This is a genomic window from Alteromonas marina (genome assembly GCF_000808575.1).
GTDB classification, from domain to species: domain Bacteria; phylum Pseudomonadota; class Gammaproteobacteria; order Enterobacterales; family Alteromonadaceae; genus Alteromonas; species Alteromonas marina_A.
Genome location: NZ_JWLW01000015.1, coordinates 100,113 through 124,655, shown reverse-complemented (window position 1 = coordinate 124,655; position 24,543 = coordinate 100,113). Strand labels below are relative to the sequence as shown.

22 protein-coding genes are annotated in these 24,543 nt (G+C 45.6%); 15 read left to right on the top strand and 7 right to left on the bottom strand.

The genetic code is table 11. The annotated features are described in order from the left end of the window. Positions 1-11: 11 nt before the first annotated feature. A complete protein-coding gene (locus tag RJ41_RS09930) occupies positions 12-1,796 on the bottom strand; it encodes a DEAD/DEAH box helicase (protein ID WP_039219987.1) in 1,785 nt (594 codons plus the stop codon). 305 nt (positions 1,797-2,101) lie between these two features. On the opposite strand from RJ41_RS09930, the gene prsT reads away from it, so the two are divergent. Then, entirely contained in the window at positions 2,102-4,876 is a 2,775-nt protein-coding gene (prsT, locus tag RJ41_RS09925; RefSeq protein WP_039219984.1) for an XrtA/PEP-CTERM system TPR-repeat protein PrsT, read from the top strand. A gap of 207 nt (positions 4,877-5,083) precedes the next feature. Here the strand turns inward: prsT and RJ41_RS09920 are convergent, their stop codons facing one another. Beyond that, entirely contained in the window at positions 5,084-5,938 is an 855-nt protein-coding gene (locus RJ41_RS09920) for an ion transporter (protein WP_039219981.1), read from the bottom strand. 186 nt (positions 5,939-6,124) lie between these two features. Between RJ41_RS09920 and RJ41_RS19155 the strand changes: the two genes are divergently transcribed. Beyond that, positions 6,125-6,277, top strand: coding sequence for a hypothetical protein (locus tag RJ41_RS19155; RefSeq protein WP_167334069.1), 153 nt, complete (start codon positions 6,125-6,127; stop codon positions 6,275-6,277). 189 nt (positions 6,278-6,466) lie between these two features. Here the strand turns inward: RJ41_RS19155 and tolC are convergent, their stop codons facing one another. Continuing rightward, a complete protein-coding gene (tolC, locus tag RJ41_RS09915; protein ID WP_039219979.1) occupies positions 6,467-7,855 on the bottom strand; it encodes an outer membrane channel protein TolC in 1,389 nt (462 codons plus the stop codon). Between the two features lie 296 nt (positions 7,856-8,151). On the opposite strand from tolC, the gene nudF reads away from it, so the two are divergent. From nudF to parE, 5 genes are all read left to right on the top strand, one after another. Next, positions 8,152-8,778 carry an ADP-ribose diphosphatase gene (gene nudF, locus RJ41_RS09910; RefSeq protein WP_014948206.1) on the top strand — a complete coding sequence of 209 codons (627 nt, stop codon included), beginning with the start codon at positions 8,152-8,154 and terminating at the stop codon, positions 8,776-8,778. Next, the gene (locus RJ41_RS09905) at positions 8,775-9,215 is read left to right on the top strand and encodes a DUF1249 domain-containing protein (RefSeq protein WP_014975631.1); all 441 of its coding nucleotides are present in this window, start codon (positions 8,775-8,777) and stop codon (positions 9,213-9,215) included. The genes nudF and RJ41_RS09905 overlap by 4 nt, the downstream gene beginning before the upstream one ends. Further along, entirely contained in the window at positions 9,212-10,015 is an 804-nt protein-coding gene (locus RJ41_RS09900; protein WP_039219976.1) for a metallophosphoesterase family protein, read from the top strand. Before RJ41_RS09905 ends, RJ41_RS09900 begins: the two co-directional genes overlap by 4 nt. Before the next feature lie 147 nt (positions 10,016-10,162). Next, positions 10,163-10,744 carry a YqiA/YcfP family alpha/beta fold hydrolase gene (locus RJ41_RS09895; protein WP_014948209.1) on the top strand — a complete coding sequence of 194 codons (582 nt, stop codon included), beginning with the start codon at positions 10,163-10,165 and terminating at the stop codon, positions 10,742-10,744. Between the two features lie 113 nt (positions 10,745-10,857). Next, positions 10,858-12,753: a DNA topoisomerase IV subunit B gene (gene parE / locus RJ41_RS09890; RefSeq protein WP_039219973.1), complete on the top strand. Its 1,896-nt coding sequence runs from the start codon at positions 10,858-10,860 to the stop codon at positions 12,751-12,753. Between the two features lie 124 nt (positions 12,754-12,877). Here parE and RJ41_RS09885 read toward each other — a convergent pair whose 3' ends face one another. After that, positions 12,878-13,552 (bottom strand): hypothetical protein, encoded by a 675-nt coding sequence (locus RJ41_RS09885; RefSeq protein WP_039220021.1) that lies wholly within the window; start codon positions 13,550-13,552, stop codon positions 12,878-12,880. Between the two features lie 212 nt (positions 13,553-13,764). On the opposite strand from RJ41_RS09885, the gene RJ41_RS09880 reads away from it, so the two are divergent. Together RJ41_RS09880 and RJ41_RS09875 are read left to right on the top strand one after the other, a co-directional pair. Continuing rightward, a complete protein-coding gene (locus RJ41_RS09880) occupies positions 13,765-14,466 on the top strand; it encodes an HAD family hydrolase (protein WP_039219970.1) in 702 nt (233 codons plus the stop codon). Positions 14,467-14,644: 178 nt separating this feature from the next. After that, a complete protein-coding gene (locus RJ41_RS09875; RefSeq protein WP_039219968.1) occupies positions 14,645-15,940 on the top strand; it encodes a YfiM family lipoprotein in 1,296 nt (431 codons plus the stop codon). A gap of 98 nt (positions 15,941-16,038) precedes the next feature. Here RJ41_RS09875 and priC read toward each other — a convergent pair whose 3' ends face one another. Further along, a complete protein-coding gene (priC, locus tag RJ41_RS09870; protein WP_052235442.1) occupies positions 16,039-16,371 on the bottom strand; it encodes a primosomal replication protein PriC in 333 nt (110 codons plus the stop codon). Positions 16,372-16,650: 279 nt separating this feature from the next. On the opposite strand from priC, the gene RJ41_RS09865 reads away from it, so the two are divergent. Then, positions 16,651-16,842, top strand: a complete 192-nt coding sequence (locus tag RJ41_RS09865; protein WP_014978283.1) for a hypothetical protein — start codon at positions 16,651-16,653, stop codon at positions 16,840-16,842. A 1-nt stretch (position 16,843) separates the two neighbouring features. Here the strand turns inward: RJ41_RS09865 and epmB are convergent, their stop codons facing one another. Next, positions 16,844-17,869: an EF-P beta-lysylation protein EpmB gene (epmB, locus tag RJ41_RS09860; RefSeq protein WP_039219964.1), complete on the bottom strand. Its 1,026-nt coding sequence runs from the start codon at positions 17,867-17,869 to the stop codon at positions 16,844-16,846. A gap of 36 nt (positions 17,870-17,905) precedes the next feature. On the opposite strand from epmB, the gene efp reads away from it, so the two are divergent. From efp to RJ41_RS09835, 5 genes are all read left to right on the top strand, one after another. After that, positions 17,906-18,475: an elongation factor P gene (efp, locus tag RJ41_RS09855; protein ID WP_014975647.1), complete on the top strand. Its 570-nt coding sequence runs from the start codon at positions 17,906-17,908 to the stop codon at positions 18,473-18,475. 332 nt (positions 18,476-18,807) lie between these two features. Beyond that, positions 18,808-19,797 carry an elongation factor P--(R)-beta-lysine ligase gene (gene epmA, locus RJ41_RS09850; RefSeq protein ID WP_420805497.1) on the top strand — a complete coding sequence of 330 codons (990 nt, stop codon included), beginning with the start codon at positions 18,808-18,810 and terminating at the stop codon, positions 19,795-19,797. A 179-nt stretch (positions 19,798-19,976) separates the two neighbouring features. Further along, entirely contained in the window at positions 19,977-22,472 is a 2,496-nt protein-coding gene (locus tag RJ41_RS09845) for a TonB-dependent receptor (protein WP_039219961.1), read from the top strand. A gap of 170 nt (positions 22,473-22,642) precedes the next feature. Next, a complete protein-coding gene (locus tag RJ41_RS09840; RefSeq protein ID WP_039220013.1) occupies positions 22,643-23,272 on the top strand; it encodes a hypothetical protein in 630 nt (209 codons plus the stop codon). Between the two features lie 86 nt (positions 23,273-23,358). Continuing rightward, complete coding sequence (locus tag RJ41_RS09835) at positions 23,359-23,877, top strand: GNAT family N-acetyltransferase (protein WP_039219958.1); 519 nt, start codon at positions 23,359-23,361, stop codon at positions 23,875-23,877. 37 nt (positions 23,878-23,914) lie between these two features. On the opposite strand, the gene RJ41_RS09830 is transcribed toward RJ41_RS09835, so the two are convergent. Continuing rightward, positions 23,915-24,523, bottom strand: coding sequence for a peptidylprolyl isomerase (locus RJ41_RS09830; RefSeq protein WP_084081835.1), 609 nt, complete (start codon positions 24,521-24,523; stop codon positions 23,915-23,917). Between the last annotated feature and the right edge of the window lie 20 nt (positions 24,524-24,543).

The window sequence follows — 24,543 nt, the reverse complement described above, 5'->3', positions numbered from 1 at the left end:
TGTATTGCTATTTAGTTCTTACGCTTACGGTTTTCGCGGTCTCCGCGATTAGGGCGGTCTTCACGATTGCCGCGAGGCGCTCTGTCACCACGGTTACCACGATCGCCACGACCTTTAGCCGGCGGCGTGTCTGACCATTCGCGAATGTTTAAACGCTGACCAGCAACACGGGTGCCCTGTAGCGTATCGCGCGTTTCCTTCGGCATGCCTTCAGGAAGGTCTACCGTGCTGAAGTTGTCATAAATTTCGATAGCGCCAATGTGCTTCGAATTAATATTCGCTTCGTTCGCAATAGCGCCCACGATATTACCAGGCTTAGCGCCGTGAACATGACCAACTTCAATACGGAAGCGCTGCATGCCTTCTTCAGGTTTGCGGTTTCCACGAGGTACTCGTGGCTTTCTCTCACGACCGTCACGAGAGTTTCTGTCGCGGCTATCACGCGGAGGCTTGCTGTTGATATCAGGGCGATCTGATTCTTTAAGAATTAACGGCTCATCACCTTGCGCAATTTTAAGTAGTGCAGCCATCAAAACTTCAGGAGAAGCTTCGTTTTCTTCTTTAATCATCTCAACGATTGGCATTAATGACTCAATGCTATCGTCTTGCGCTGCTTCGGCAACTGACTGCTTAAAGCGGCTCAAACGGGTTTCATTTATCTCGCTAATTGAAGGAATTGGCATCGCTTCAATAGGTTGCTTAGTGGTTTTCTCAATCGAGAACAACAAGCGCTTTTCACGGTGAGAAATAAACAAGATTGCATCACCTTGACGTCCAGCGCGACCAGTACGACCAATACGGTGTACATATGACTCACTATCGTACGGGATGTCGTAGTTGATAACGTGGCTTACGCGCTCAACGTCAAGACCACGGGCTACTACGTCGGTAGCAACAAGGATATCAATTTTACCCTGCTTAAGCTTTTCAACAGTACGCTCACGGGCTGCCTGAGGAATATCACCGTTTAGCGGCTCTACATCGTAACCACGAGCAGATAGTTTATCTGCTAGTTCAACCGTAGCGGTTTTAGTACGAACGAATATGATCATACCGTCGAACACTTCCACTTCCATGATGCGGGTTAGCGCTTCAAGTTTGTGGTGCGGTGCGATTTGGCAGTAACGCTGGCGAATTGTACTCGCGGTGCTTACCTTAGACGCAATTTTAACGTGCTTAGGATCTTTTAAGTAACGTTGAGTAATTTTCTTAATCGGGCCAGGCATAGTTGCCGAGAACAGCGCAGTTTGGCGCTCTTCTGGTGCGTGGCTAAGAATAAGTTCAACATCATCAATAAAGCCCATGCGAAGCATTTCGTCAGCTTCGTCTAACACTAAGAACTTAAGTTCGCTTAAGTCTAGTGTTTTGCGCTTTATGTGGTCAATGATACGGCCTGGTGTACCCACAACCACTTGAACGCCGCGCTTAAGCTGGCGAATTTGGTTGTCGTACGACTGACCGCCGTATACTGGAAGTACTTTAATTTTTTGACTAAAGCTCGCATAAACCTGAAACGCCTCTGCAACCTGAATAGCTAGTTCACGGGTTGGGGCCAATACCAGTAATTGCGGCTTACGTTGCTCAGGATCGATATTTGCCAACATAGGCAGGGCAAACGCAGCGGTTTTTCCTGTCCCTGTCTGTGCCTGACCGAGTAAATCGTGCCCTTCAAGAATAAGAGGAATACTCTCAGCCTGAATAGGAGACGGTTTCTCGTAGCCAACTTTTTCAAGGGCTTGTAAGATTGGTTCTGGTAAATTGAGGTCTTTAAATGTCATGTCGACAGTTGTTGTCATTAAGGGTCCTGGTGCATTAAGTAAGGAGGGTGCGGCATACGACTAAACCGTACTTTTTCGGTTTATTATCGCAAGACGCTATACAGCGTTGAACTGGCCTGTCCGGCGAGTTAATGAAGCGTATTCTTAGCGTATTTCGCGATATGCTTGCCAGCAGTGTTGCAAAAAACAGTATTATATTCGAATAATGGATAGGTTGCCACGAAATTGCACAAATTAGATGAAATAATGAGCAGTTTAGTCAGTGCTTTTGACAAAGAGCAGGAATGTGACGACAAAAATCTGAGGAAGGGCAAGGAATTACAATGACAAAGCAGAGAACTAATAAATTAATTAAACGCACCACGTTAGCAGTTATGTTAACCAGTGCACTTTTGTCAGGGTGTAGCGAGAAGTCGATGGAAAGCCATTTGGCTGATGCACGAAACTATGCCTCTCAACAGCAGCTTGATGCGGCCATCGTTGAATACAAAAACGCTATTCAAAAAGGTCCTACTGCGGCAGAACCTCGCTTTGAGCTAGGAAAACTGTACCTACAACAAAACAATTATGTGGCGGCAGAAAAAGAACTTAACAAGGCAATGGATTTAGGTCATCCCGTTAGCCAAGTTATTCCATTGTTATCTGTGGCTTATCAACAGTCAGGAGCAGAAAATGCCCTCGCTGAAGTAGACTATCGCGCAGAAGGAATGACCGCGGTTGAATCAGCAGAAGTAGGCTTTTATAAGCTTCAAGCACTGATGCAGCTTGGTAAAAAAGAAGAGGCGCAAGCGCTTCTTGCCGATCTTTCTACCCTAGATACAAGTTCTGTTTACAAGGGCCTTATTGATAGTTATGCCTTCGTACTAGAAAACGATATGGAAGGTGCATTAGCCGCAACAGAAGCGTTGCGTGAGCAAGCGCCGACCAACAAAGACGTATTGCAACAGCTTGCCAAAATTTACCTGCAAAATGGCGAACCAGAAAAAGCTGCAGAAGTATATGGCGTTTATGTTAGCCAGTTTCCTGATGACGTTACCAGCAAATTTGCGTATGCCGCGCTTCTTATTGAGATAAGAGATCTTGATAACGCTCAGCCTATTGTCGATGACTTGTTGGTGCTGAACGAAAACCATCCGCTGCTAAATACTTTTAAAGGCATTATTGAGTCAGCCAACGAAAATTACGCGAAAGCCCTTGAACACTTGGAAATTGCCGTTCAAAACGGTAGGAGCGATCAGGTTGTGCGTTTGGTTGCGGGTTTTAGTGCGTATCAAATTCAAGACTTCGAGGCGGCCCAGCGCCACTTAACTATGGTGGCGTCTAGCTTGCCTGATAATCACCCTGGCCTTCGAATGCTAGCCGACAGCATGCTTCAACTAGGTGAAAACGATGAGGCGCTTGAAGTGTTAGCAAGAGTCGAAGGTGAGCAGGGTGTTGATGCGGCCCTGTTTTCGAAAGCCAGCTATCAGTTGCTAAGAGAAGGCAACGTCATTGGTGCTCAGCAAATGGTAGAAAAATCAGAAGGGGTTAGCACTACAGCCGAAGACTTATCGCGTTTAGGGGTTTTACAGCTTTCATTAAATGACATCGATGGTTTAGTAAACCTCGAACAAGCGGTTGAACAAGCACCTGAGTCCGTCACCTCGCAAGCAACCTTACTGCGTGCCTACATAGCGACGAATCAGCTGGAAAAAGCAAAAAGTGCTGCAAAAGAGTGGCATGAGGCTTCACCGCAGACTGCGGCGCCCCTGATTTATTTGGGGAACATTGCAACGGCAGAAGGTGCATACCAAGAAGCGGCACAATATTTCGACAAAGCGAGTGCGCTTGATGATGCGGGTAATGAGATCACGTATTCTAGAACTAAGCTACTTGTTGCCGAAGGCAAAAAAGACAATGCGGAAGCGTTTATTCGCACCTTCATAGATAAGAATCCCTCGGACGTTCAAGCGCTAGCGTTATGGTTTGCGCTAGCGATGGAAAAGGGAAATGCAGATGCTGTCATTAATCATGCACAGACACAATTTAATGAGAACAAGAGCGACGTAAACCTACGCCTTTTACTAGCAAGAATGTACTCGCTTAATAACCAGCTAGATAAAACGGTTTCACTATTGACTGCTGTTGAAGGTGACGAGTCATCACCTCAGGCTTTTTGGAACTTAAAAGGTCAGGCACTTATTGCGAGCAATAATGTAAACGACGCAACGGCTTTCTTTGATCGCTGGTTATCATTTTATCCACAAGATAAAAATGCGGTGTTGGGTAAGCTGCTTATTGTCGACTCACAAAAGCAATTCAAGCAAGGTCTAGAGTTAACAAACAAGGTGTTGTCTAAGCGCCCAGACGCTCAGCTAACGCTTTTGAAAGCGTATTTTTATAGCCGTCTTGGTCAATCAAAGCCGGCATGGGAGATTATCAATAATGTGTCTGAGGAGGTTAAGTCGTTGCCGTTCGTAAGGGGCGTTATTGCGCGTCTACACCTTATAGATAAGGTGCCTGAGCAGGCGGTTGACCACGCGAAAGCAGCTTATGATGCTACTTCAAACTCAGACAATGCTTTGCTGCTTGTTGCTGCCCTTGAAATGTCAGGTAAAAAAGAGCAAGCGTTTAGCTTTCTACAAAAGCACGTAAATACGCACAATAACGACGTTCAAAGTGCAATGTTGTTAGCTGAGCGTCAAATAGGAAAAGATAGAGCCGCAGCTATTGATACCTACGAGCTTATACTTACCAAAACCCCCGATAATTTCGTGGTACTTAACAACCTGGCTTATTTAGCATTTGAAGATAAAAAACTGAAGCGAGCTGAAGAGCTTGCGAAGAAGGCTGTATCGCTGCAGCGAGAAAATGCTGATGCCGTGGATACCCTTGCTCAAATTTATATTGCCAAGGGCGAAAAAGCTGAAGCTTTGAAGCTCTATGAGCAAATTTCAACAGCCCCTATTGCTAATGATGAGGTATATTTAAATCACGTGGCCTTGTTGCTTGAACTTGATAAAAAAGCGCTAGCAAAGCGACGCTTAGCAAGCAGAGAGTTCACCTCTGAAGCGGCAAAACAAAGAGCCGAAAGCCTTAAGCAGCAATACGGGGTGTAATGCTAATTCAACGAGCAGCGAGCTAGTGGACTTGCTTTATTGCATTACAAAAGCTAAATACGAACGAAGGCCACTTATTGTGGCCTTCGGTTTGTCTACGCATTCAACTTTTTCCGTGTGAATGCCCAGAGCGCGAGAAATGCGGATTGGTATTAAAACACAGCATCCACTATAAAGGCTTTGGCAAAAAAGTTTCTGCCAAGCTTGTTAGTCAGCTTTATTCACGTATTCTTTGTTGCCTTGAGCTGCAACTTGAGCCCTAAGTTCGCGCAGCTCTTTTAAAACATCATGCAACGTAGGCTCTACGTGACCTTGTGCAATTTGCTCTTCAAGTAAAGCGGCTTCTTTTTCTGCCCTTGCTTTCTCGTTTTCTCTTTCCATCACGTTTACCACAATGCCTATAACCATATTAAGGAAGGCGAATGCGGTAAAGAAGATAAAGGTTAAGTAGAAAATCCAGCTTAGTGAGTACACCTCTTGGGTTTCGTACATCACATCGGTCCAATCTTCAAAGGTCATGATCCTAAAGAGTGTCAGCATAGAGATAGTAATATCGCCCCACAGTACAGGATTAATAGTTTCAAATAGTGTACTGCCCACCGCGGCATAGATATAAAAGATAATAAACATAAGCAGCATGACGTAGCCTAGCTGGGGTAAAGCTTTAACTAACGACACAAGTAATATTCTTAGCTCCGGAATGATTGAAATCATACGAAGTACACGGAATACCCTAACCAAACGGGCTATGAGAGCAAGCTCGGTATCGTCTGCCGGAATTAGGCTGATTATTACAATGAGTGTGTCGAACCAGTTCCAGAAGCTCTTGAAAAAATAACGCTTTTTCTTTTCCGCTAAAAATCGAATGGTAATCTCAGTTAAGAAAAACGCGCTGATGAACCAGTCTAGAAACAAAGTAACAGACGACATTCCAGCAGGAAGTTCGTAGGTTTTAGCACCAACAAGGAGCGCTGAAATAACGATAACGCTGATAACAAAGGCTTCAAACCATTTATTTGCTCTTATGCGCTCAAATTTATTTTGTAGTTCAGAGGCTTGCATTTTTATTTATCACTCAAGAAAAAAACAATAGGCCAAGAGGCTTGTCGTAGACCAACTTGGCGTTATACTAAAGTCGTTGTTTGCACATATTATGTGCCACAATGTAGGGGCGAAAAGGTGGTTTTAAAGCCTTTTGTCCTGCATATATAGCATCATCAAAGATAGAAAAATTTAAAGGGTATAATCATGGATGATGAGTTACGGCTGTTGCAAGAAAAATTACGTGCTGTTTCAGCGCGTTTATCTAGTTTTGTAATGACTAAACAAAATGCAGAAGCCTTATGTGATGAATACCGGCAATTGCTGAGCGTTTTGCAAAAATTCTCTTGCGCCAAATAGTCATTCACTTCAATGCTAACAAAGATTTATCATACCATTTCTGGCGTTCACACGCTTCACTAGGAAACTTGCCTGGGCCTTCTGAGTGGGCAATTATCTGCGCGAATTGGTATTAGGTACAAAAAAGGGCAGCCAGTGGCCACCCTTCCTATGTGGTGTTAAAACGCTGGTCTTGCGCTACATCACATCCTATTCGTTGCTACTCTTCTCTACAGGTTTAAGACCACGGTTGATCATAGCCACATCTTCACCTGTCAATGTACCTGCCGCTTGCTTAAGCGTAACCACTGACTGAATAAAGTCGTAGCGTGCGCCCGCAAGGTTACGACGTGCGTCAAACAAGTTACGGGTGCTGTCCAATACGTCAACAATAGTACGTGTACCTACATCAAAGCCCGCTTCTGTGGCTTTAAGTGCGCTATCTGCAGACACCACTGACTGCTCTAGAGCGCGAATAGTAGAGATTGACGCTTTTACGTTATTAAACGAGCTGCGAACTGACTGTACCGTTTGACGATACGTCTGCTCTGCAGCTTGGCTAGCCGCTACGTAGTTGTACTTCGCTTGCGACGTTTGCGCGCTTACGCTACCGCCTTGATAGATTGGAACGCTGAGCGTTACACCTATTGACTTACTATCAAGGTACGGCGTGTCGTAAGCAACGGGTGCGGTTTGACCATCATCAGTAATAAACTCACCTTCAACATCGTCTTTCGAGCGGCCATATCGACCCGACAATGCCAAGGTTGGTAAGTGGCCTGAACGTGCAATGGCGATGTCCTCTTTTGCCACGTCCATGGCCAAACGGTCAACTAATAATGCAAGGTTTTTGTCTTGTGCGGTTTCTAACCAGCTGTCAACGGTTGCTGGAACCGGCATAGTCGCAGAAAAGTTTTCTGTATTTAAACCGAATAAACGATCGTGGTATTTTCCGGTAATTACACGAAGTGCTTCAAGGGCAAACTCAAGCTGATTTCTTGCCTGTATTGCTTGTGCAACTGTACTGTCGTAATTTGCTTGTGCTTCATGCACGTCAGTAATGGCTGTTAAACCCACTTCGAAGCGCTGGCGTGTTTGTTCAAGCTGTCGCTCAATAGCGCGTTTCTCTGACCCTACGAACTCCACATTGTCACGGGCGCGTAATACGTCAAAGTAAGCTGTAACGGTACGCACTATGACGTCTTGCATACTAGCGGCAAGTTGTGCGTCGCTTTGCTCTGCCACTTTCTCTGCTCGGTCTAAACCCAACCAGTTCGCGTGGTCATACAAAGACATTGATAAGGAAATTCCGTAATCAATAGTGTCGACAGTGGTATCAGTTGTAAAGATTGTATCTGGCCCAAGTTGCTGAAAACGTTCAGACTCCGAGTGCGTATAACCCACAGAGCCAGAGATTTGGGGTAGTAGGCTTGCGCGGCTAAGACTGATTCCTTCGAACGCAGCATCACGTTGCGCTTTCGCTTGGTTTACCAATGGATCGTTCGCCAGTGCTTGTTGATATACCTGCATTAGGTCATCGGCTAGCGCACCAGTTGTCATCGAAACACCGATAACTAGCGACAGAAGTGTTCGTTTCATGCTTACGTCTTCCTGTTGTGTTCAAGTTGCGTCGTCGTTTATTCGTTGAGACGACTTATTAAAACCAAGTGTATGAAAATTCAACCACAAACCGAAAGTCCAAACTCGTAACAGTATTCGATTAACTGTAACAGAATATGTGATCTACCCACGCAATTATTATAGTAATAGACGACTTGTAATATGAGTTTTCTGTTATTCGCTCACACGCCGTATCGCATTTTTCATGCGTATACATGGTTGGTGTGTAAATGTACTATGTATGATAAATCTATTTGAACCATAAGTGTCAGCAAATGAGCAAGGAATTCCTTTCATTTACCTCAAATGACGTCGAAATCACCGACATTAAGCCAGTGTATCGTGGTTTCTTTACCATGAATCAGTATCAATTTAAGCACAAGTGTTTTAATGGAGAATGGAGCGACACGGTCACGCGAGAAATATTTGAACGCGGTCATGCGGTGGGGGTCTTACCCTACGATCCTGAACTCCAAGAGTTTGTGCTCATTGAGCAAGTTAGAATTGGGGCATTAGCCACATCTTCAAGCCCTTGGTTAATAGAAATTATCGCGGGCATGATCGACAAAGGAGAAACACCGGAGTCTGTATGCCATAGAGAGTCGATGGAAGAGGCAGGTATTACCCTAGATAAATTAACCAAAGCGCTGAGTTATTTATCTAGCCCGGGCGGCACGACCGAAAGATTACACATTTTTATAGCAAAGACTGATGCTAGCCAAGCGCAAGGCATTCACGGCCTAGAAAGCGAGTCTGAAGACATTAAAGTACATCGAATAAAAGAAAATACCGCCCTTGAATGGTTGGAAAATGGCCATATTGACAACGCCGCAGCGGTAATTGCGCTACAATGGTTCTTTATGCACAAAACACAACTTCTGGAGCAGTGGCAGACATCGTGACACAACGCAATCAACGAAAATACGTACCTCATCTTCCTTCAATGCAGGCGCTTTGCGAACTGAACTACTCCCATGTTCTGAGAATTTTGCCTGATTGCGATACGGAAGATTTGAGCTATGAATTTTCGGTCGGTGTCGGCCTGTCTTATGAAATACGTATTGTAGAGTCTGCTCGCTACACCAGTACGTTAAGCATTAAGCAAACCACTAAAGATATGCCCTCATATTTAACGCCCAGCATGACGGTGCGCTTATATCACGATGCGCGTATGGCAGAGGTTATCAATAGTCAAAATACGGGAGCGCTTGAACCGTCGTACGAGTATCCGAATTTAAAAATGCGCCAGCGTAACGAAAAGCACATGGTGAATATCTTTTTAGCTGAATGGCTAAACTTCTGTTTGCAACATTCCTCAAACGTTACTTCTGAAGCGTGATAACACTCATTCAGCTAAGTGATTGCCACTTACTAAAAGACAAAGATAAGACGGGATATGCGGGCATCGCGCCCTATGATTCACTAGCACGCGTGCTTTCTGATATCCAAAATTACATTGTTCAAGAAGTTGCAAGTGAGCCAGAACAGAGAGCAAAGCACCAAGTAGTCGTGCTGGTTACTGGGGATATTAGCGGCGATAGTTCCCCTGAGAGCTATCAGCATTTTATTGCATTGATGGAGCAACATATTGAGCCAGCAAATATAGAATGGTTTGTGCTGGCGGGAAACCATGACAATAATCCGTACTTCGAAAAGTACGTTGGCAGTCGGCACCTACAAAGCAATGACTCGTTAAGCTTGTGCAATTGGCAAATACACGGCATGGATACCCGCGCTACAAGTAATATGTATATGGCAGCGGGGGAAGTAAAAGAAAGCGACATACAGGCGCTAGAGCAATCGTTAACTACGTCGCCGCAGACAAATCATCTTATTGCGCTTCATCATCACATATTGCCTTCAAACAGTTGGATGGATAAGCACTCTTTGGTTGATGCTCAGCGGTTAGTATCGCTTACAGATGAATATCCGCAGATAAAAGCCTTACTACACGGACACGTACATTCGCCGTTGCGCCAGCTGATAGGAAAGCACAATACGCCTTCTTACAGCAGCCCTTCTACATGTTGGCAGTGGGAAATGCGGCCCGAGTTTGGTGTTAGCAATGAAGCGCCGGGGTATCAGGTGATGAAATTAATGGGTGACGGCACGGTAAACGTTACCGTTGTTAGGGTTTAGCTTAGTCGAGCTTGGCTTTAAAGGATGCGCTAGGCGCGTTTGGCGTTAAAACCCGTTTCATACTCGCATCGAGTTTAGAGCAAACAAAGAAGCAAGAAAGTACACAAAGAAACAAAAAAGAACAGAGAACACAGGGTAGAGAAAAATATGCAGCACATTTTATATCTCCACGGCTTTTTAAGTTCGCCGAAATCCATTAAGGCGCAAGCCACCAAAGCGTATTTTGAGCAGCATCACTCGAACGTTACCTTGCACATTCCTGAGCTGTCTAATTTTCCTAGCAAAGTGGAAGACCAGCTAATTTCACTTATTGAGAACACACCGGCACTGCTTGAAAACGGGCTGAAACTTATTGGCAGTTCAATGGGGGGGTATCTCTCTACGTTTTTGCTTGAAAAGTTTGGTGGCAAAGCCGTGTTAATCAATCCCGCTGTTCGCCCTTACGAGCTATTGCAAGGGTTTATCGGTGCCCACGAAAACCCTTACAGCAAAGAAAAGTTTGAAATAGTAGAAAGCGATATGGGGGTAATCCAAGCATTAGAAGCTGCCTCAATTAAAACGCCAGGCAATTACAAAGTGCTGCTTCAGACCGAGGATGAAACACTGGATTACCGCTTAGCGGCTGAAAAGTACGCACAAAGTCATCTGGTTATTGAAGAAGGCGGCGATCACAGCTTTGTAGGTTACGAAAATCACTTGCCTGCTATTGCCGAGTTTTTGCTGAAATAAGCGCATTGCCAGTCTGTACTCGCCCTGCTAACATCAATCCTATGCTGAGCGGCGCTATGCTTATGCGCCGCGTACCTCTTTCTTTGTCGCTGGCTTAAATAACAACCATAACTATGTCAAATCAATACAATTCAGATGCTATCGAGGTTTTAAACGGCCTTGACCCCGTAAAACGCCGCCCTGGTATGTATACCGACACTACCCGCCCAAATCACTTGGGTCAGGAAGTCATCGATAACAGTGTGGATGAAGCGCTTGCTGGGCACGCCTCTAACATCAAAGTAATTTTGCATGAAGACCAATCGTTAGAAGTTATCGACGATGGTCGTGGTATGCCGGTAGATATCCACCCTGAAGAAGGGATATCAGGCGTAGAGCTTATTCTATGTAAGCTTCACGCGGGTGGTAAATTTTCAAATAAAAACTATGCCTTCTCTGGTGGTCTTCACGGGGTGGGGATCTCGGTAGTTAACGCGCTTTCAACTCGCGTAGAAGTAACTATTCGACGAGACAGTAACGTATACCAAATTGCCTTTGAAAACGGCGACAAAGTCGAAGACTTACAAGTTATTGATACCTGCGGTAAGCGCAATACAGGAACCCGTGTTCACTTCTGGCCTGACCCGCAGTATTTCGATTCGGCTAAATTCTCAGCCAGTCGACTTGTGCACAACTTGCGCGCTAAAGCGGTATTAAGCCCGGGTCTGCGCATTCGTTTCGACAACAAGATCACCAAAGAAAGTCAAGAGTGGTATTACGAAGACGGTCTTAAAGACTACCTATACCAAGCGGTAGAAGAGTTTGAAACCTTGCCGTCTGACACGCCATTTGTAGGTACATTCAGTGGCAATACAGAAGCCGCCGATTGGGCGGTAATGTGGTTGCCTGAAGGCGGTGATTTAGTAACTGAAAGCTACGTTAACCTTATTCCTACAGCGCAAGGCGGTACACACGTTAACGGGCTGCGCCAAGGCTTATTAGAGTCCATGCGCGAATTTTGCGAATTTAGAAACTTAATGCCTCGTGGCGTTAAGTTATCGCCAGATGACATTTGGGACCGGTGTGCCTATATCCTGTCGACAAAAATGCAGGATCCGCAGTTTGCCGGGCAGACTAAAGAACGCCTGTCTTCACGTCAGGCCAGCGCGTTTGTGTCAGGAGTGGTGAAAGACGCATTCAGCCTTTGGTTAAACCAGCATACGGAAATTGCCGAGGCCCTTGCTGAAATGTGTATCAACAATGCACAGCGTCGCCTTCGTCAAACCAAAAAAGTTGCCCGTAAAAAGGTTACCCAAGGGCCTGCACTTCCAGGCAAACTGACCGACTGCTCATCACAAGATATTTCTTACTCTGAACTGTTTTTAGTAGAGGGTGACTCGGCGGGTGGCTCGGCCAAGCAAGCGCGAGACCGAGAGTTTCAGGCAATTATGCCGCTGCGCGGTAAAATCTTAAATAGCTGGGAAGTTGACTCTTCTCAGGTATTGGCATCACAGGAAATTCACGATATTTCAGTTGCGCTAGGTATTGACCCAGATTCGACGGACCTATCTGGTTTGCGCTACGGTAAAATCTGTATTCTTGCCGATGCTGACTCCGATGGGCTACACATTGCAACGTTACTATGTGCGCTCTTTGTGCGGCACTTCAGAACCTTGGTAGAGCAAGGCCATGTGTATGTCGCTATGCCGCCGCTATTTAGAATAGATGTGGGCAAAGAGGTGTACTACGCGCTAGATGAAAGCGAGAAGCAGGGCATTCTTGACCGAATTGAAGCGGAGAAGAAACGTGGCAAAGTTAACGTACAGCGCTTTAAAGGCTTGGGCGAAATGAACCCGCTACAGCTTCGCGAAACAACCATGGACCCGAACACCCGTCGCCTTGTTCAGCTGACCATTGAAGACGCGGAAGAAATGATGGAGTTGATGGACATGTTGCTTGCTAAGAAGCGTTCTGGCGACCGTAAAACATGGCTTGAAAGCAAAGGTAATATGGCTGAAGTGGCGTTGTAGATTGCAGAAACGCGCCGCTTTTGTACTTATTAACAGAAGCTTGTATTGGTAACGCAGTTTAAACAAATGACCGCCAGGCAAGCGATCTCTTTGCCACACAAAACAAGTAGAAAACGCCGAGATACTACCCTGATACGGAAATTTCTCGGCGTTTTAGTTTGTGCATCTGCAACAAAATACTGCCACGCATAATTACGCTGGTGCCGTTTAGGATAAGTAGCGGCCAGCTTTGGCTTAATGGCATTGTTAGGCCAAATAATAAAGTGCTAACGTCTTTTATCAATATATTGCGAAACAGTGCAAATGACAGCGATCCCACTTTTTGTCTGCGCTGCAATACAAACCACTGGTGCAGTGAACCTTGAAACAGTATAACGGTGACTACCAGCATTAAGGTATTTGCGCCAAGCTGTGCAAGCGTTGGGAATGGCCGAAAAGCAATGGAAAAAGTGCCGCCGATGAGAGCTAGCAGGGCAACTGCGGCAACGTAACCAGAGATTGAAGTGCGCCTGTGCTGCCATATCTTCCAAATGATAATGAGCGTAAGTATGAGTGCACCAAATCGTGTCCACACCAAATAATGGTTGAATGGCTCGACTGAAATACCGAAAAGGAAGATAGAGAAGAACGCGAAATAGCTAGAGCCAAACTGGTTAAGTGACAGACTGTGGTTAGCATCGTCACTTTCGCTAGAAACGGGCACTTGAAAGCGCGTCATGGCCTTAATTTGTGACCATAATCCTAACCATGTTAGTAAAAACAGCGCGGCACTGGCAAAGCCTAGTATGTGGTAAAGCACCCAATTCACTCCACGTTGAAAATGTTCTTGCTCGTGAAAGCCACAGTGTATCACAGCACTGGTACTGTTCTGGCATGTTCTGACATATGGCATGAAAACAATCACCATTAACAAAGCACTGCACCAGGGGCTAAAGGTGTTATCGTTTTTTCGGTATCGATGACATCTAATATATTTTCAAAACCGGTATTGAACTAGCAAGGAGGTTTATTTTGACATTGAACCCAGTTTCTTCATCAGCCCGCCAGTTAGCGGTAAGCGATAAAACCACAACGCTGTTATTTGATCACGACGGTACCCTTATTGACTCAGAATCCGTACATTTTGACCTGTGGAAAGACATTTTGCTGAAGTACGATGTTGAACTGAGCGAGGATTTTTATTGTGAAGTGATGGCGGGTATTCCTGTAAAGCAAAATGCTGTCGATCTCGTCGAACATTTTAATATTAGTATAGCGCCGCAGCAGCTAGCACAGCAAAAACACAAAAGCATTAGCGACTACTTAGATAAGCAAGCTTTTCCCTTAATGCCGTTTGCTAAAGAAACCATTGAACATTGTGCAAACAAAGGTTACACCATTGGGATTGTGACAGGGGGAAGTAAAAATTCGGTGGAAAAAACCTTATCTCAGTATGGTTTAAGTGCTTATATTTCTTGCGTGGTTGCCGTGGAAGATGTCGAAAACAGCAAACCAGCACCTGATTGTTACGCGCTTGCAATGGACAAGCTAGGAAAAATACCAGGTGAATGTGTGGCAATTGAAGACACGCAAACCGGCATGACAGCAGCACTTGCTGCAAACCTAGCCTGCGTTGTGATACCCACGGATTTGTCGAAACATCATGACTTGTCTGGTGCCACAGTGGGGTATAAAAGCTTGAAAGACTGGGTGGACTGCGAACTCGTTTTTTAGCGAATGCGGTGGAGGTTAATTGCCGACTTGTCGTGCCACTTGTCACTGGTGGCGCGAAAATAGATAACGTAGTATAACCAGCACGTTAGGGCGTAACTTTCTTTGTTTTACAGCAAAGAACGCCAGGGGCGCTAACTTATTTCTTATTCATTGTAATGACAGGTACAGCTGATTTCTCATGATTTTGCGTAGCGTAAAATGGCTTTTGATTACTCTTGCCATCATTGTTGTTCTGCTTGTAGTAAGCGTTGCTACGATTACGGTTATGGCTGTGCAAAAAGCGCCATTAGTCGCATCGACAGCGCCCACGCAGCTAGATGGTGCTGATAGCGTTAATGAACTCCTCGGTCAGCTGCAACAGGCGTTTTCCCGCCGAGAAGAGGGGCATCAAGTTACGCTCACCGAAACCCAAGTCGAAAGCTTAGTGGGTGTGTTACAGCGTGCTTTACCTGATTTTAAGGGCGTAGTGAATATTACGCCGGTGGCGGGAACCATTAATGTCACTTACGCTATCAACAATACGGGGTATTACGTAAATGCGTCAGCGCTAGTGCTGCCTGGAGATAGCTTGCGTATAGAGCAAGTCCAAGTTGGTGACTTAACCATTCCGGGTCGTTTTTTACTTGGGTTTTTAGAGCGTACGGTGAACTCTTATACGCAATCAAAAATAGCCACCATTGCGTTATCGAGGGTGGAACGTGTAACCATGCGAAGCGGTGAGCTTACTTTAGATGTCGGGCGATTAGATGAGCTGCTAAGCGAGTTAAACGTGGTGGCGTCGAATATGTCGGTAAGCGAACAGACCGAGCTTCAGCAGTTATCTGCGTACTATTTACGTTATTTGTCTGGCAGAGAAATAGCCTTATCAAGTAAACCTGTATCCCTTATTGAATACTTGCGCGAAGGGATGGCACGAGCGAGAGAGCAAAGCCAATCCCCTGATGATGCAGTACTGCATAATAATGCGGTAATCCTCGCTTTAGCGGTTTACGTTGGGCATCATCGTGTTGGGGCTCTGGTGGGCGACATACAGCCAGATTCCGAAAAGGCGTTAAAGCCTCGCAGAGGTGCTGTGCTGCACAAACGCAACGATTTGGCTCGTCACTTCATTATTTCTGCTGCATTAGAGTTAATGGCTGAACAAGGTATGTCCTTAGCAATTGGCGAGTTTAAAGAACTAATGGACCGGGGCAACGGTGGTTCGGGCTATAGTTTTGTAGACTTAGCGGCAGATATGTCGGGTACTGAGTTTGCAAAGGTTGCTACCCATCCAAATACTGCGATGGAAGTGCAAAACGCGATTGCGCGCATTCAAAGTGAACTTGAAATCATCCCGCCTATTGAAGGCCTTCCCGAAGGCTTAAGTAAGCAAGCGTTTACCGAGCAGTATCAGCGGGTGGACAGTAAAGCGTACTTAAAAGAAGTGCAGGAAATTAAGCGGAGAATTGGTTTGTTGCCGCTTTATCAAAAATAATCAGTAAGGCGTGGAAGAGTGCGCTGTCAGAAAGCAGAAAATACAATAAAGCCCGCGAATAAAGCGGGCTTTCCTTTATATATCTCTATCTGCGCGTACTAGTTTTTAGACAGTGATTGCTGAAATTGCGCAATGGTCACCAGCGCCAGTTCTATCTTTTTAACTAATGGCGCTAGGGCTTGTTTGGCCGCATCATCATCCAGTTCCTTTAGCGATTGCCAGTCATTTGCAATCTCTTGAACATATGGACCAAAGCGTTTTGCTGATGTGCTAAACCCACTGTCATCTGCGAAAACGGCTGCAAACTTCCCTTTTTGATCGCGCTGTAAACTATCTAGTATTTGGTCGGCATCAACAGCTTTGCGGTGCAGCGTTTGAAGTGTTTCTTGAAGTTGTTGATGGACAGCTTGCATCTCTTGGCTCTGTTGCATGGTCACGCCTTTTGTTTCTAATGTAATCCGGTGCACGTGTTAGTCGCACACTTAATGTTGATATATATTGCGCAGCTATCATTTATGCTACGCCGTATGTATCACGGTAAATAATGATTAAAGTTTCGCCTTTCAAGGCCGATAACCTGAAGTCAGTTGTATATTACGAAGTCTGCGGGCAATTAAGCCGCTTGCTTTTTATGTAATGGACAACACGCCGTAAGGGTGGGCAATTCTGCCCATTTTTTTACTTTGCTACAAGCAACAAAGGAAAATGGTATGGATCTACAAGGTGCTAGTGCCTCTGGAACGTCCGGTGCGTCACTTGAGTTGGCCTCTCTTAAGTTGGCAAAAAGCCAGCAAGAGCAAGAGGGAAAAGCGTCGCTTCAGCTGCTGGAATCAGCCGCTGACGTACCAAAAACGTCATCTTCAAACCCCGCGTTAGGCGCCAACATTGATACCTACGCGTAGGTTACGGATGCAAATGTAAGTCGATAGGCGTTTTGCCGGGTTGACCGCCAATTTCTCTCACCAGTTTTGGCACCAAGAAGCCCGGCAGGCGCTTTATCGCTTCTTTCATGATTCGACGACCTTCATCATCACTCACATAAAAATGACTCGCACCCTGCACTTTATCTAACACGTGCAAGTAATAGGGCAGTACTCCAGCTTCAAACAGCGTTTCACTTAAGTCACTTATGGCATCACCGGAATCGTTTACGCCTTTTAGCAATACCGACTGATTGAGCAGGGTCACACCTCTCTCTCGTAATGTGTTTAATCGGGATTTTAGCGTTTCTGACATCTCATTCGCGTGGTTTGCATGCAGCACCAATACTTTTTGAAGCGGCAATGCGGTAAACCATTCAACAAAGTCATGGCTAATTCGTTCTGGCAGTACCACGGGGAGGCGGCTATGAATACGCAGGCGCTTTATATGGGCAATAGCGGCAATTTCGTTGGCTAGCCACGACAGATGATCGTCTTTCGCCATCAGTGGGTCGCCACCTGAAAAAATCACTTCATTAATTTTGTTATTACTGCGAAGGTATTCAAGCACATCAAGCCATTGGTGCTTACTTACCGCATTGTCGGCGTAAGGAAAATGGCGGCGAAAACAGTACCGGCAGTTTACTGCACAGCCGGTGCGAACCATTAACAACACGCGAGAATCGTATTTGTGCAGTATGCCTTTGCCTGCGGTGTCGTGCTCGTCTAACGGGTCTTCGCTATAACCGGGTGATGTTAGGAATTCATCGCTGAGCGGCATGACTTGTAAAAAAAGCGGGTCGTGTGGATTGCCTTTCTCCATCAGATCCACAAAATGTCGTGGAACACGCATAGGAAAAAGTCGACGCGCTTTAATGTGTTGGGCGTATTTTTCTTGGTCTAAACCTAAGTGTTGCAACAGCTTTGCAGGATCGGTAAAGCTACTTGCTAATTCTTTTTGCCAGTTATGCTCTACAGAAATCGGTTTTTTAGGTATTATTTGTTCCACGAAACTTTTTGTACCTTATGTTTAGACAGAGGAATTATGGCTAATTACAGCACTAACGAGTTCAAAGGCGGCCTGAAAATCATGCTGGACGGCGAACCTTGCAACATTCTAGAAAACGAATACGTAAAGCCGGGTAAGGGCCAAGCGTTTAACCGCGTAAAAATCCGCAAGCTTATTTCAGGTAAAGTTTTAGAGAAAACTTTCCGCTCAGGTGAATCAGTAGAAGGCGCTGACGTAATGGATACGGAGCTTGCCTACTTGTACACCGACGGCGAATTCTACCACTTTATGAACAACGATACATTCGAACAAATCGCTGCAGACGAAAAAGCAGTGGGTGAGAATAAAAAGTGGTTGGTAGAAAACGACGTTTGTACCATTACATTGTGGAACGGTTCACCTATCACGGTTACGCCACCAAACTTTGTTGAGCTAGAGATCACTGAAACTGATCCTGGTCTTAAAGGTGATACAGCGGGTACAGGCGGTAAGCCAGCAACGCTTAGCACTGGTGCAGTTGTTCGCGTTCCTCTATTCGTTCAAACAGGCGAAGTTATCCGTGTAGATACGCGCTCTGGCGAATACGTGTCTCGCGCACAAAAATAATATCTTATACCAGTCCGCATAGATAATTACCCACTCAGCGAGAGTTAAAATGTTCGTAATCGCGGCGTGTTGCCGCAGGTATAGTGGTTCTACATCAAGGTGACACAACAAAGAGTACGGACATTTTAAACTCGCCCTTCGGGAAGGTCTGGCAAGCTTCCTAGCTTCATTCTGGGAATTTGAAAGGGAACAACCATTCCTGCATTCCCACGCTTCGCTATGAAGCTTGCCAGCGCCTTCTGAGTGGGCAATGATCTATGCGGATTGGTATTAAGCGCATTCTGTTTACGTGTAAAGCCGGTGCCTTTGTGTGCCGGTTTTTTGTTTTAGCTATTCTTCTTAGGTTTGAATACATGCAATCTTGGCAGCCTACTACCACTTATGAAGCCCGTGTTGCGCGAGCAGAATTACTCAGAACAATCCGTGAGTTTTTTTACGCAAGAAACGTGTTAGAGGTTGATACGCCTTTACTTTCAAACGGCACGGTCACCGACGAACATTTAGATGCGTTCGACACGCAATTCAACTGTGCCTCATCGGGTAAGCCTACGACGCTGTATCTTCAAACTTCCCCTGAATATGCCATGAAGCGTTTATTATGTGCTGACAGCGGGAGTATTTATCAAGTATGTAAAGCGTTTCGCCACGAAGGAGAAGGGCGTTGGCATAACCCAGAGTTCACTATGCTAGAGTGGTATCGCCTAGGCTTTGATCATTTCGCGTTAATGGACGAGGTTGACGCCTTACTGCAAGAAACGTTAAACACTGCCTCTGCCGATAAAATGACCTATCAGCAAGCTTTTCAAACCTATTTAAAAATTGACCCATTAAGTGCTGATAACGACGTTTTGCTAAAGGCAATGGAAGAGCAGAACATAGATATTCATGCGCCGCAAAATCTAAGCTATGACAGCAAGTTACAATTGTTATTCAGCTATGTAATCGAACCTAAAATCGGTAACGAAAAACCGTGCTTCATCTACGATTTCCCTGCTTCTCAAGCGGCGCTTGCCAAGCTAAGCTCCGCTGATGAACGGGTTGCCGAACGCTTTGAGGTGTATTACCAAGGCGCTGAACTTGCTAACGGTTTCCATGAGTTAAGTGCGGCAAAAGAGCAGCGTGAGCGCTTTGAAACTGATAACGAGAAACGCAAAGAAACGGGTTTACCTGCAAAGCCCATTGATGAAAACTTTCTAAGCGCGCTTGATGCCGGATTGCCACCGTGTTCAGGTGTGGCGCTGGGTATCGACCGATTGCTTATGCTAAAAACCAATGCGTCGCACATACAAGAGGTGATCAACTTCACGGTAAGCAGAGCTTAAAGCCTTTTTATTACTTATGGGTTAGAAAAGTGCTGACTTTGCACTTAAATAGTCACAAAGCATTAAATAACGTTAGATAACGGGTAAGTTACGTTGACCTGCTGTTGACATGAGCAGGTCAATGCTGAAGAATGTTATAACATCACTAAATAATGTTATAACATCCTCAGAGGAATACCATGAAAATGCGTTCGCTGCTAAGTTTGTCCATAGCAGGGCTGTTAAGTGCGCCTGTGTATGCCACCACAGTAACGGGAAAAGTCACCGACACGGCAGGGCAACCTGTCGCAGGGGCTGAAGTAAAAATTGAAGGCAGCCGCCGTGTAGCATACACCGATGTAAATGGTGTTTACCGTTTTGACGATGTTAAGCAGCCACATATTCATTTACATGTTTATTCTTCAAACTACATCCATGGTGATAACGACTTAGGCGACGTAAATACGGATCAAAATGTAGACTTCGTTTTAAAGCCTGCATCCGTCGAAAATATCGTGGTTACCGCCAATGCGCTTCAATCATCAGTACTGGAATCTGTTACGCCAGTGACCGTAATTGGTGCTGAAAAATTACGTAAAATAGAAGCACCAACCTTAGGGGAAACCCTAAAAAACGCGCCTGGTGTGCACAGCACTTATTTTGGCCCGGTTTCAAGCAGCCCAGTTATTCGCGGTAACGATGGCCCGCGTGTCAAGATTGTTCAAAACGGTTTGGATGTTTCTGACGTATCTCGCGTTGGCCCAGACCACAACGTAGCGGCTACGCTTTCTAGCGCAACCCAGGTGGAAGTGCTTCGCGGTCCTGCGACGCTTCAATACGGCAGTGGCGCTATTGGTGGCGTGGTGAACGTGGTTGACAAACGTATTCCTCAGTATCAGATAGACGGCGTAGAAGGCGAAGCCGAGACCAGCTACAGCACAGTAAATGATGGTTCTTATACCCGTGCTGATGTAACTGGCGGAAGCGGTAATATCGTATGGCATGTAGATGGCTTTTATCGCGACACAGACAATGCTGACATCCCAGGCTTCGCATCTATCGACCCCGATGAAGATGAGCCAAACGGTGAATTAGAAAGCAGTGCCATGGAGACCCGCAACGTCGTCGCAGGTTTATCTTACGTAGCCGAAGAAGGCTACTTCGGTTTCGCGGTTGAGAAGTTAGACAACGAATATGGGGTGCCAGGCCACAGCCATGCTCACGGTGAAGAAGAGCATGATGAACATGACGAAGAGCATGAGGATGAAGAGCACGAAGAACACGACCATGGCGAAGAGGGTGTGCTACTTGATGTAGATATGACTCGCTATCAAGCAGCCGGTGAATGGCATTCACCGTTTGAAGGGCTAACTAACCTTAAATTTGCGGCAGCTTACACTGATTACGAGCATGCTGAGATTGAAGACGGTGAGCCAGGCACTGTATTCACAAATGAATCGAGCGACATTCGCCTGTCTGCTTATCACGAAGAAGTGAACGGCTGGCACGGCGTATTCGGGCTACAGTTTAATCATAGCGATTACAATGCCGTAGGCGAAGAAGCCTTTACCCCCGCTAATACCACATCAAGCTACGCACTTTATCTTATAGAACAAAAGAAGGTAGGGGATGTAACCTTTGAGCTTGGCGGCCGACTAGAGCGAACGACATTAGACGCTGATGCCAGCGAAGTGGAACTTAACGTTTTACATGAAGATCATGAAGGCGAAGAACACGAAGGCGAAGAGCACGATGAAGAGCATGAGGGTGAAGAACATGAAGAGCACGCTGTTGCTTTCAACTTCCCTGATTATGACTTCACCAGCCTGTCGCTTTCAGCGGGCGCTAACTGGGAATACCAGGAAGGCCACTCTATTGCAGTGACTTTATCACGCAGCGAACGCGCGCCTAGCCAGCAAGAACTCTTTTCTGCAGGCCAGCACTTAGCAACCCAAAGCTACGAAGTAGGTCTAGTATTTGATATGGACGAGGAAGGCCATATTGAAGAAGACTTAAGAAGTGTTAACGAGGAAGTTAGCACCAACTTGGATATTACTTTCCGTAAGTTTACCGGAAGCTGGGGCTACAGTGCGTCCTTCTTCTACAATCAGGCAGATGACTATATCTTCCAAACAAGCACGGGTTTAATTGCACTTAGTGAGCATGAAGAGCACGGCGAGCATGAGGAAGAAGAGCTAGAAGGCGAGCACGAAGAACACGAACACGACGAGCACGGCGATGAAGACGGCTTGCCTATCTATTACTTCCAACAAGCTGACGCCGACATTTGGGGCTTCGAAGCAGAAACTTACGTTGATTTAACAGACACGCTACGCTTAACCGTATTTGGTGACTATATTCGTGCAGAGATAGAAGATGATAATCTTCCGCGTACGCCGCCTATGCGCTTTGGTAGTGAATTAAGCTACGTGAACAACGGTTTAAGTGCTGACGTAGGCTTTACATGGTATGACGACCAAAACGACGTTGCGTCATTTGAGACTGCAACCGACGGCTACACCTTGGTTAACGCAAGCGTGCAGTATGAGTTTGGCACACAGGGCATTGATTGGGTAGTGTTTGCCCGTGGTGAAAACCTTACTGATGAGGAAGCTCGTGTTCATACATCTTTCTTAAAAGACCAAGCACCGCTCCCAGGTAGAAACTTTACTATGGGTGTGAGAGCGTTGTTTTAATTAAACAACTCCACTGCGGTATACAAGGCGATGTATTGGGGCTCTCAGTACATCGCCTTTTTTTATACTAGGGGAAAGTGGTCAGTACGATTTTTTTCCAGTCAAATAAACTGCAAAGATAAACATGCTTAAGATGATATATGTCGAGTAGTTATGAAGTAGAGGTGAAAATGAATGAATTAGCGAATTGGTTAAGCGCGCAAACCGAAAAACACATGGTGTTAGGTTATGGAAGCTTACTAAGCAAAAACAGCCGAGAGCGCTACTCCAACATTTTTACACAAGGGCTCCCTGTGACGGTTTTTGGCTTCGAAAGGGCATGGGTGACGCGTAGTCTTCATGAAAAACAGACCTACGTTGGCGCCGTGGTCAATGCGCATAGCAAATTAAACGCCCAACTTATCCCAACACAAATTAACCCTGCCTTACAGGAGAGAGAAAAAGACTATCGGTTTGTCGAAGTAAGCGCTAAAGCACTCAATTTTCATCAACACAAGGGGTCTGAGTCTCTAGACGATGTGCTTGCACAATTTACCTTTTGGATTTGCGAAACACTCGATTGTGCACAGGCAAATGACGCCTATCCTGTACATCAAACGTACGTAGATACATGCTTGAGTGGATGCTTAGAGCACGGTGGTGCAGAGGAAGCCGAGCGGTTTATCGTCCATACATCGTTGTGGGAGCACCCAAGAGTAAATGACAGAGCGGACCCAAAATACCCTCGCGCGGCAGCGGTGAACCCAGATCACCTTGAGCACATAGACAGGCTTCTATCAAAGGAATATTGTTTGCCTTAAGTCTTACTTCTAGCTATATATTAGCCTGCAGAGGTAGAAAACTAGCACTACATGCGCGTCATAAAAACTTTGCCAAAAGGACTAGTGTGAACACAAACACCGCTATTTTTACAAACGATAAAATAACGCTACGGCCACTGACTTATAATGATAAACATTGGGTGCTCGCTCTGCAGCAGGACCCGCTATGGCTAAAATTCATTGGAAGTAAGAACGTTAATACAGTGGACGATGCGTGTGATTACATTGGCAAAACGAATGCGCAGCGCGAAGAGTGGGGGTATGGCCTGCTTGCTGTTGAATTAACCGAAACCAAACAACCGTTAGGGGTTTGTGGTCTCTTCAATCGCTTTGCATTTGAATGTCCAGATTTAGGCTTTGCCATGCTGCCTGAAGCAAGAGGTAAGGGTATATGTTACGAGGCATGTCAGTGTGTTATTGCGTGGTCTGCGTCTAAGGGCTATCGTTTTTTAACAGCCATGACGCACCCAGAAAATATGGCGTCGCAGAAGCTTTTACAGCGCTTAGGATTTAACAAGCAGGGCTTTTACTTCGACAAAACCTTCCCAAAACAGCATTTGTTCAGGTTGGAATTACAGCCATAAAGCATTGCTCTTTATGGCTGCTTGTATCTGTTAATCGCTATAAGGGCGGTAACACGGTCATCTTTTTAATAATGATGGGCTCAATGGGTACGTTATTCGCGTTAAGGCGAATCGAATATTCAGTTTCTACTTCCGACATGGCATCAACAATATCTTCGCCTTCTACAATCACGCCAAAAACCGCGTAGCCCCAATCTCTTCCTGGGTTTAAGCTGCTGTTGTCATTCACGTTGAAGAAAAATTGTCGGTTTGCGGTATGCGGGTCGCTTTGTCTTGCCATTGCAATGGTGTGCAGGTCGTTGGTCAAACCGTTACCAGACTCATTGAAGATATCTGGAAAGTTCGACTTGCCGTTGAAGTCTGCGGTATAACCGCCACCTTGCACAACAAAACCAGGCACGATGCGGTGAAAAATGGTGTCTTCGTAGGCGCGCTTATCAACATAACGAAGAAAGTTATTTACGGTAATAGGCGCACGTCTTCTGTCCAGTTCAACCACAATATCGCCCATGGTGGTTTCTATTTTCACCCGAGGGTAATAGTTATCAGGCTGAACCTGAGACCCATCGTCTTTCTTGGCCATAACGGGTGAACTGCTGCCAATTAGCATGATGGCGGTTAGCAGTGATAAAAGTATTTTCTTCATAAAAATGCCTTTGATTGTAT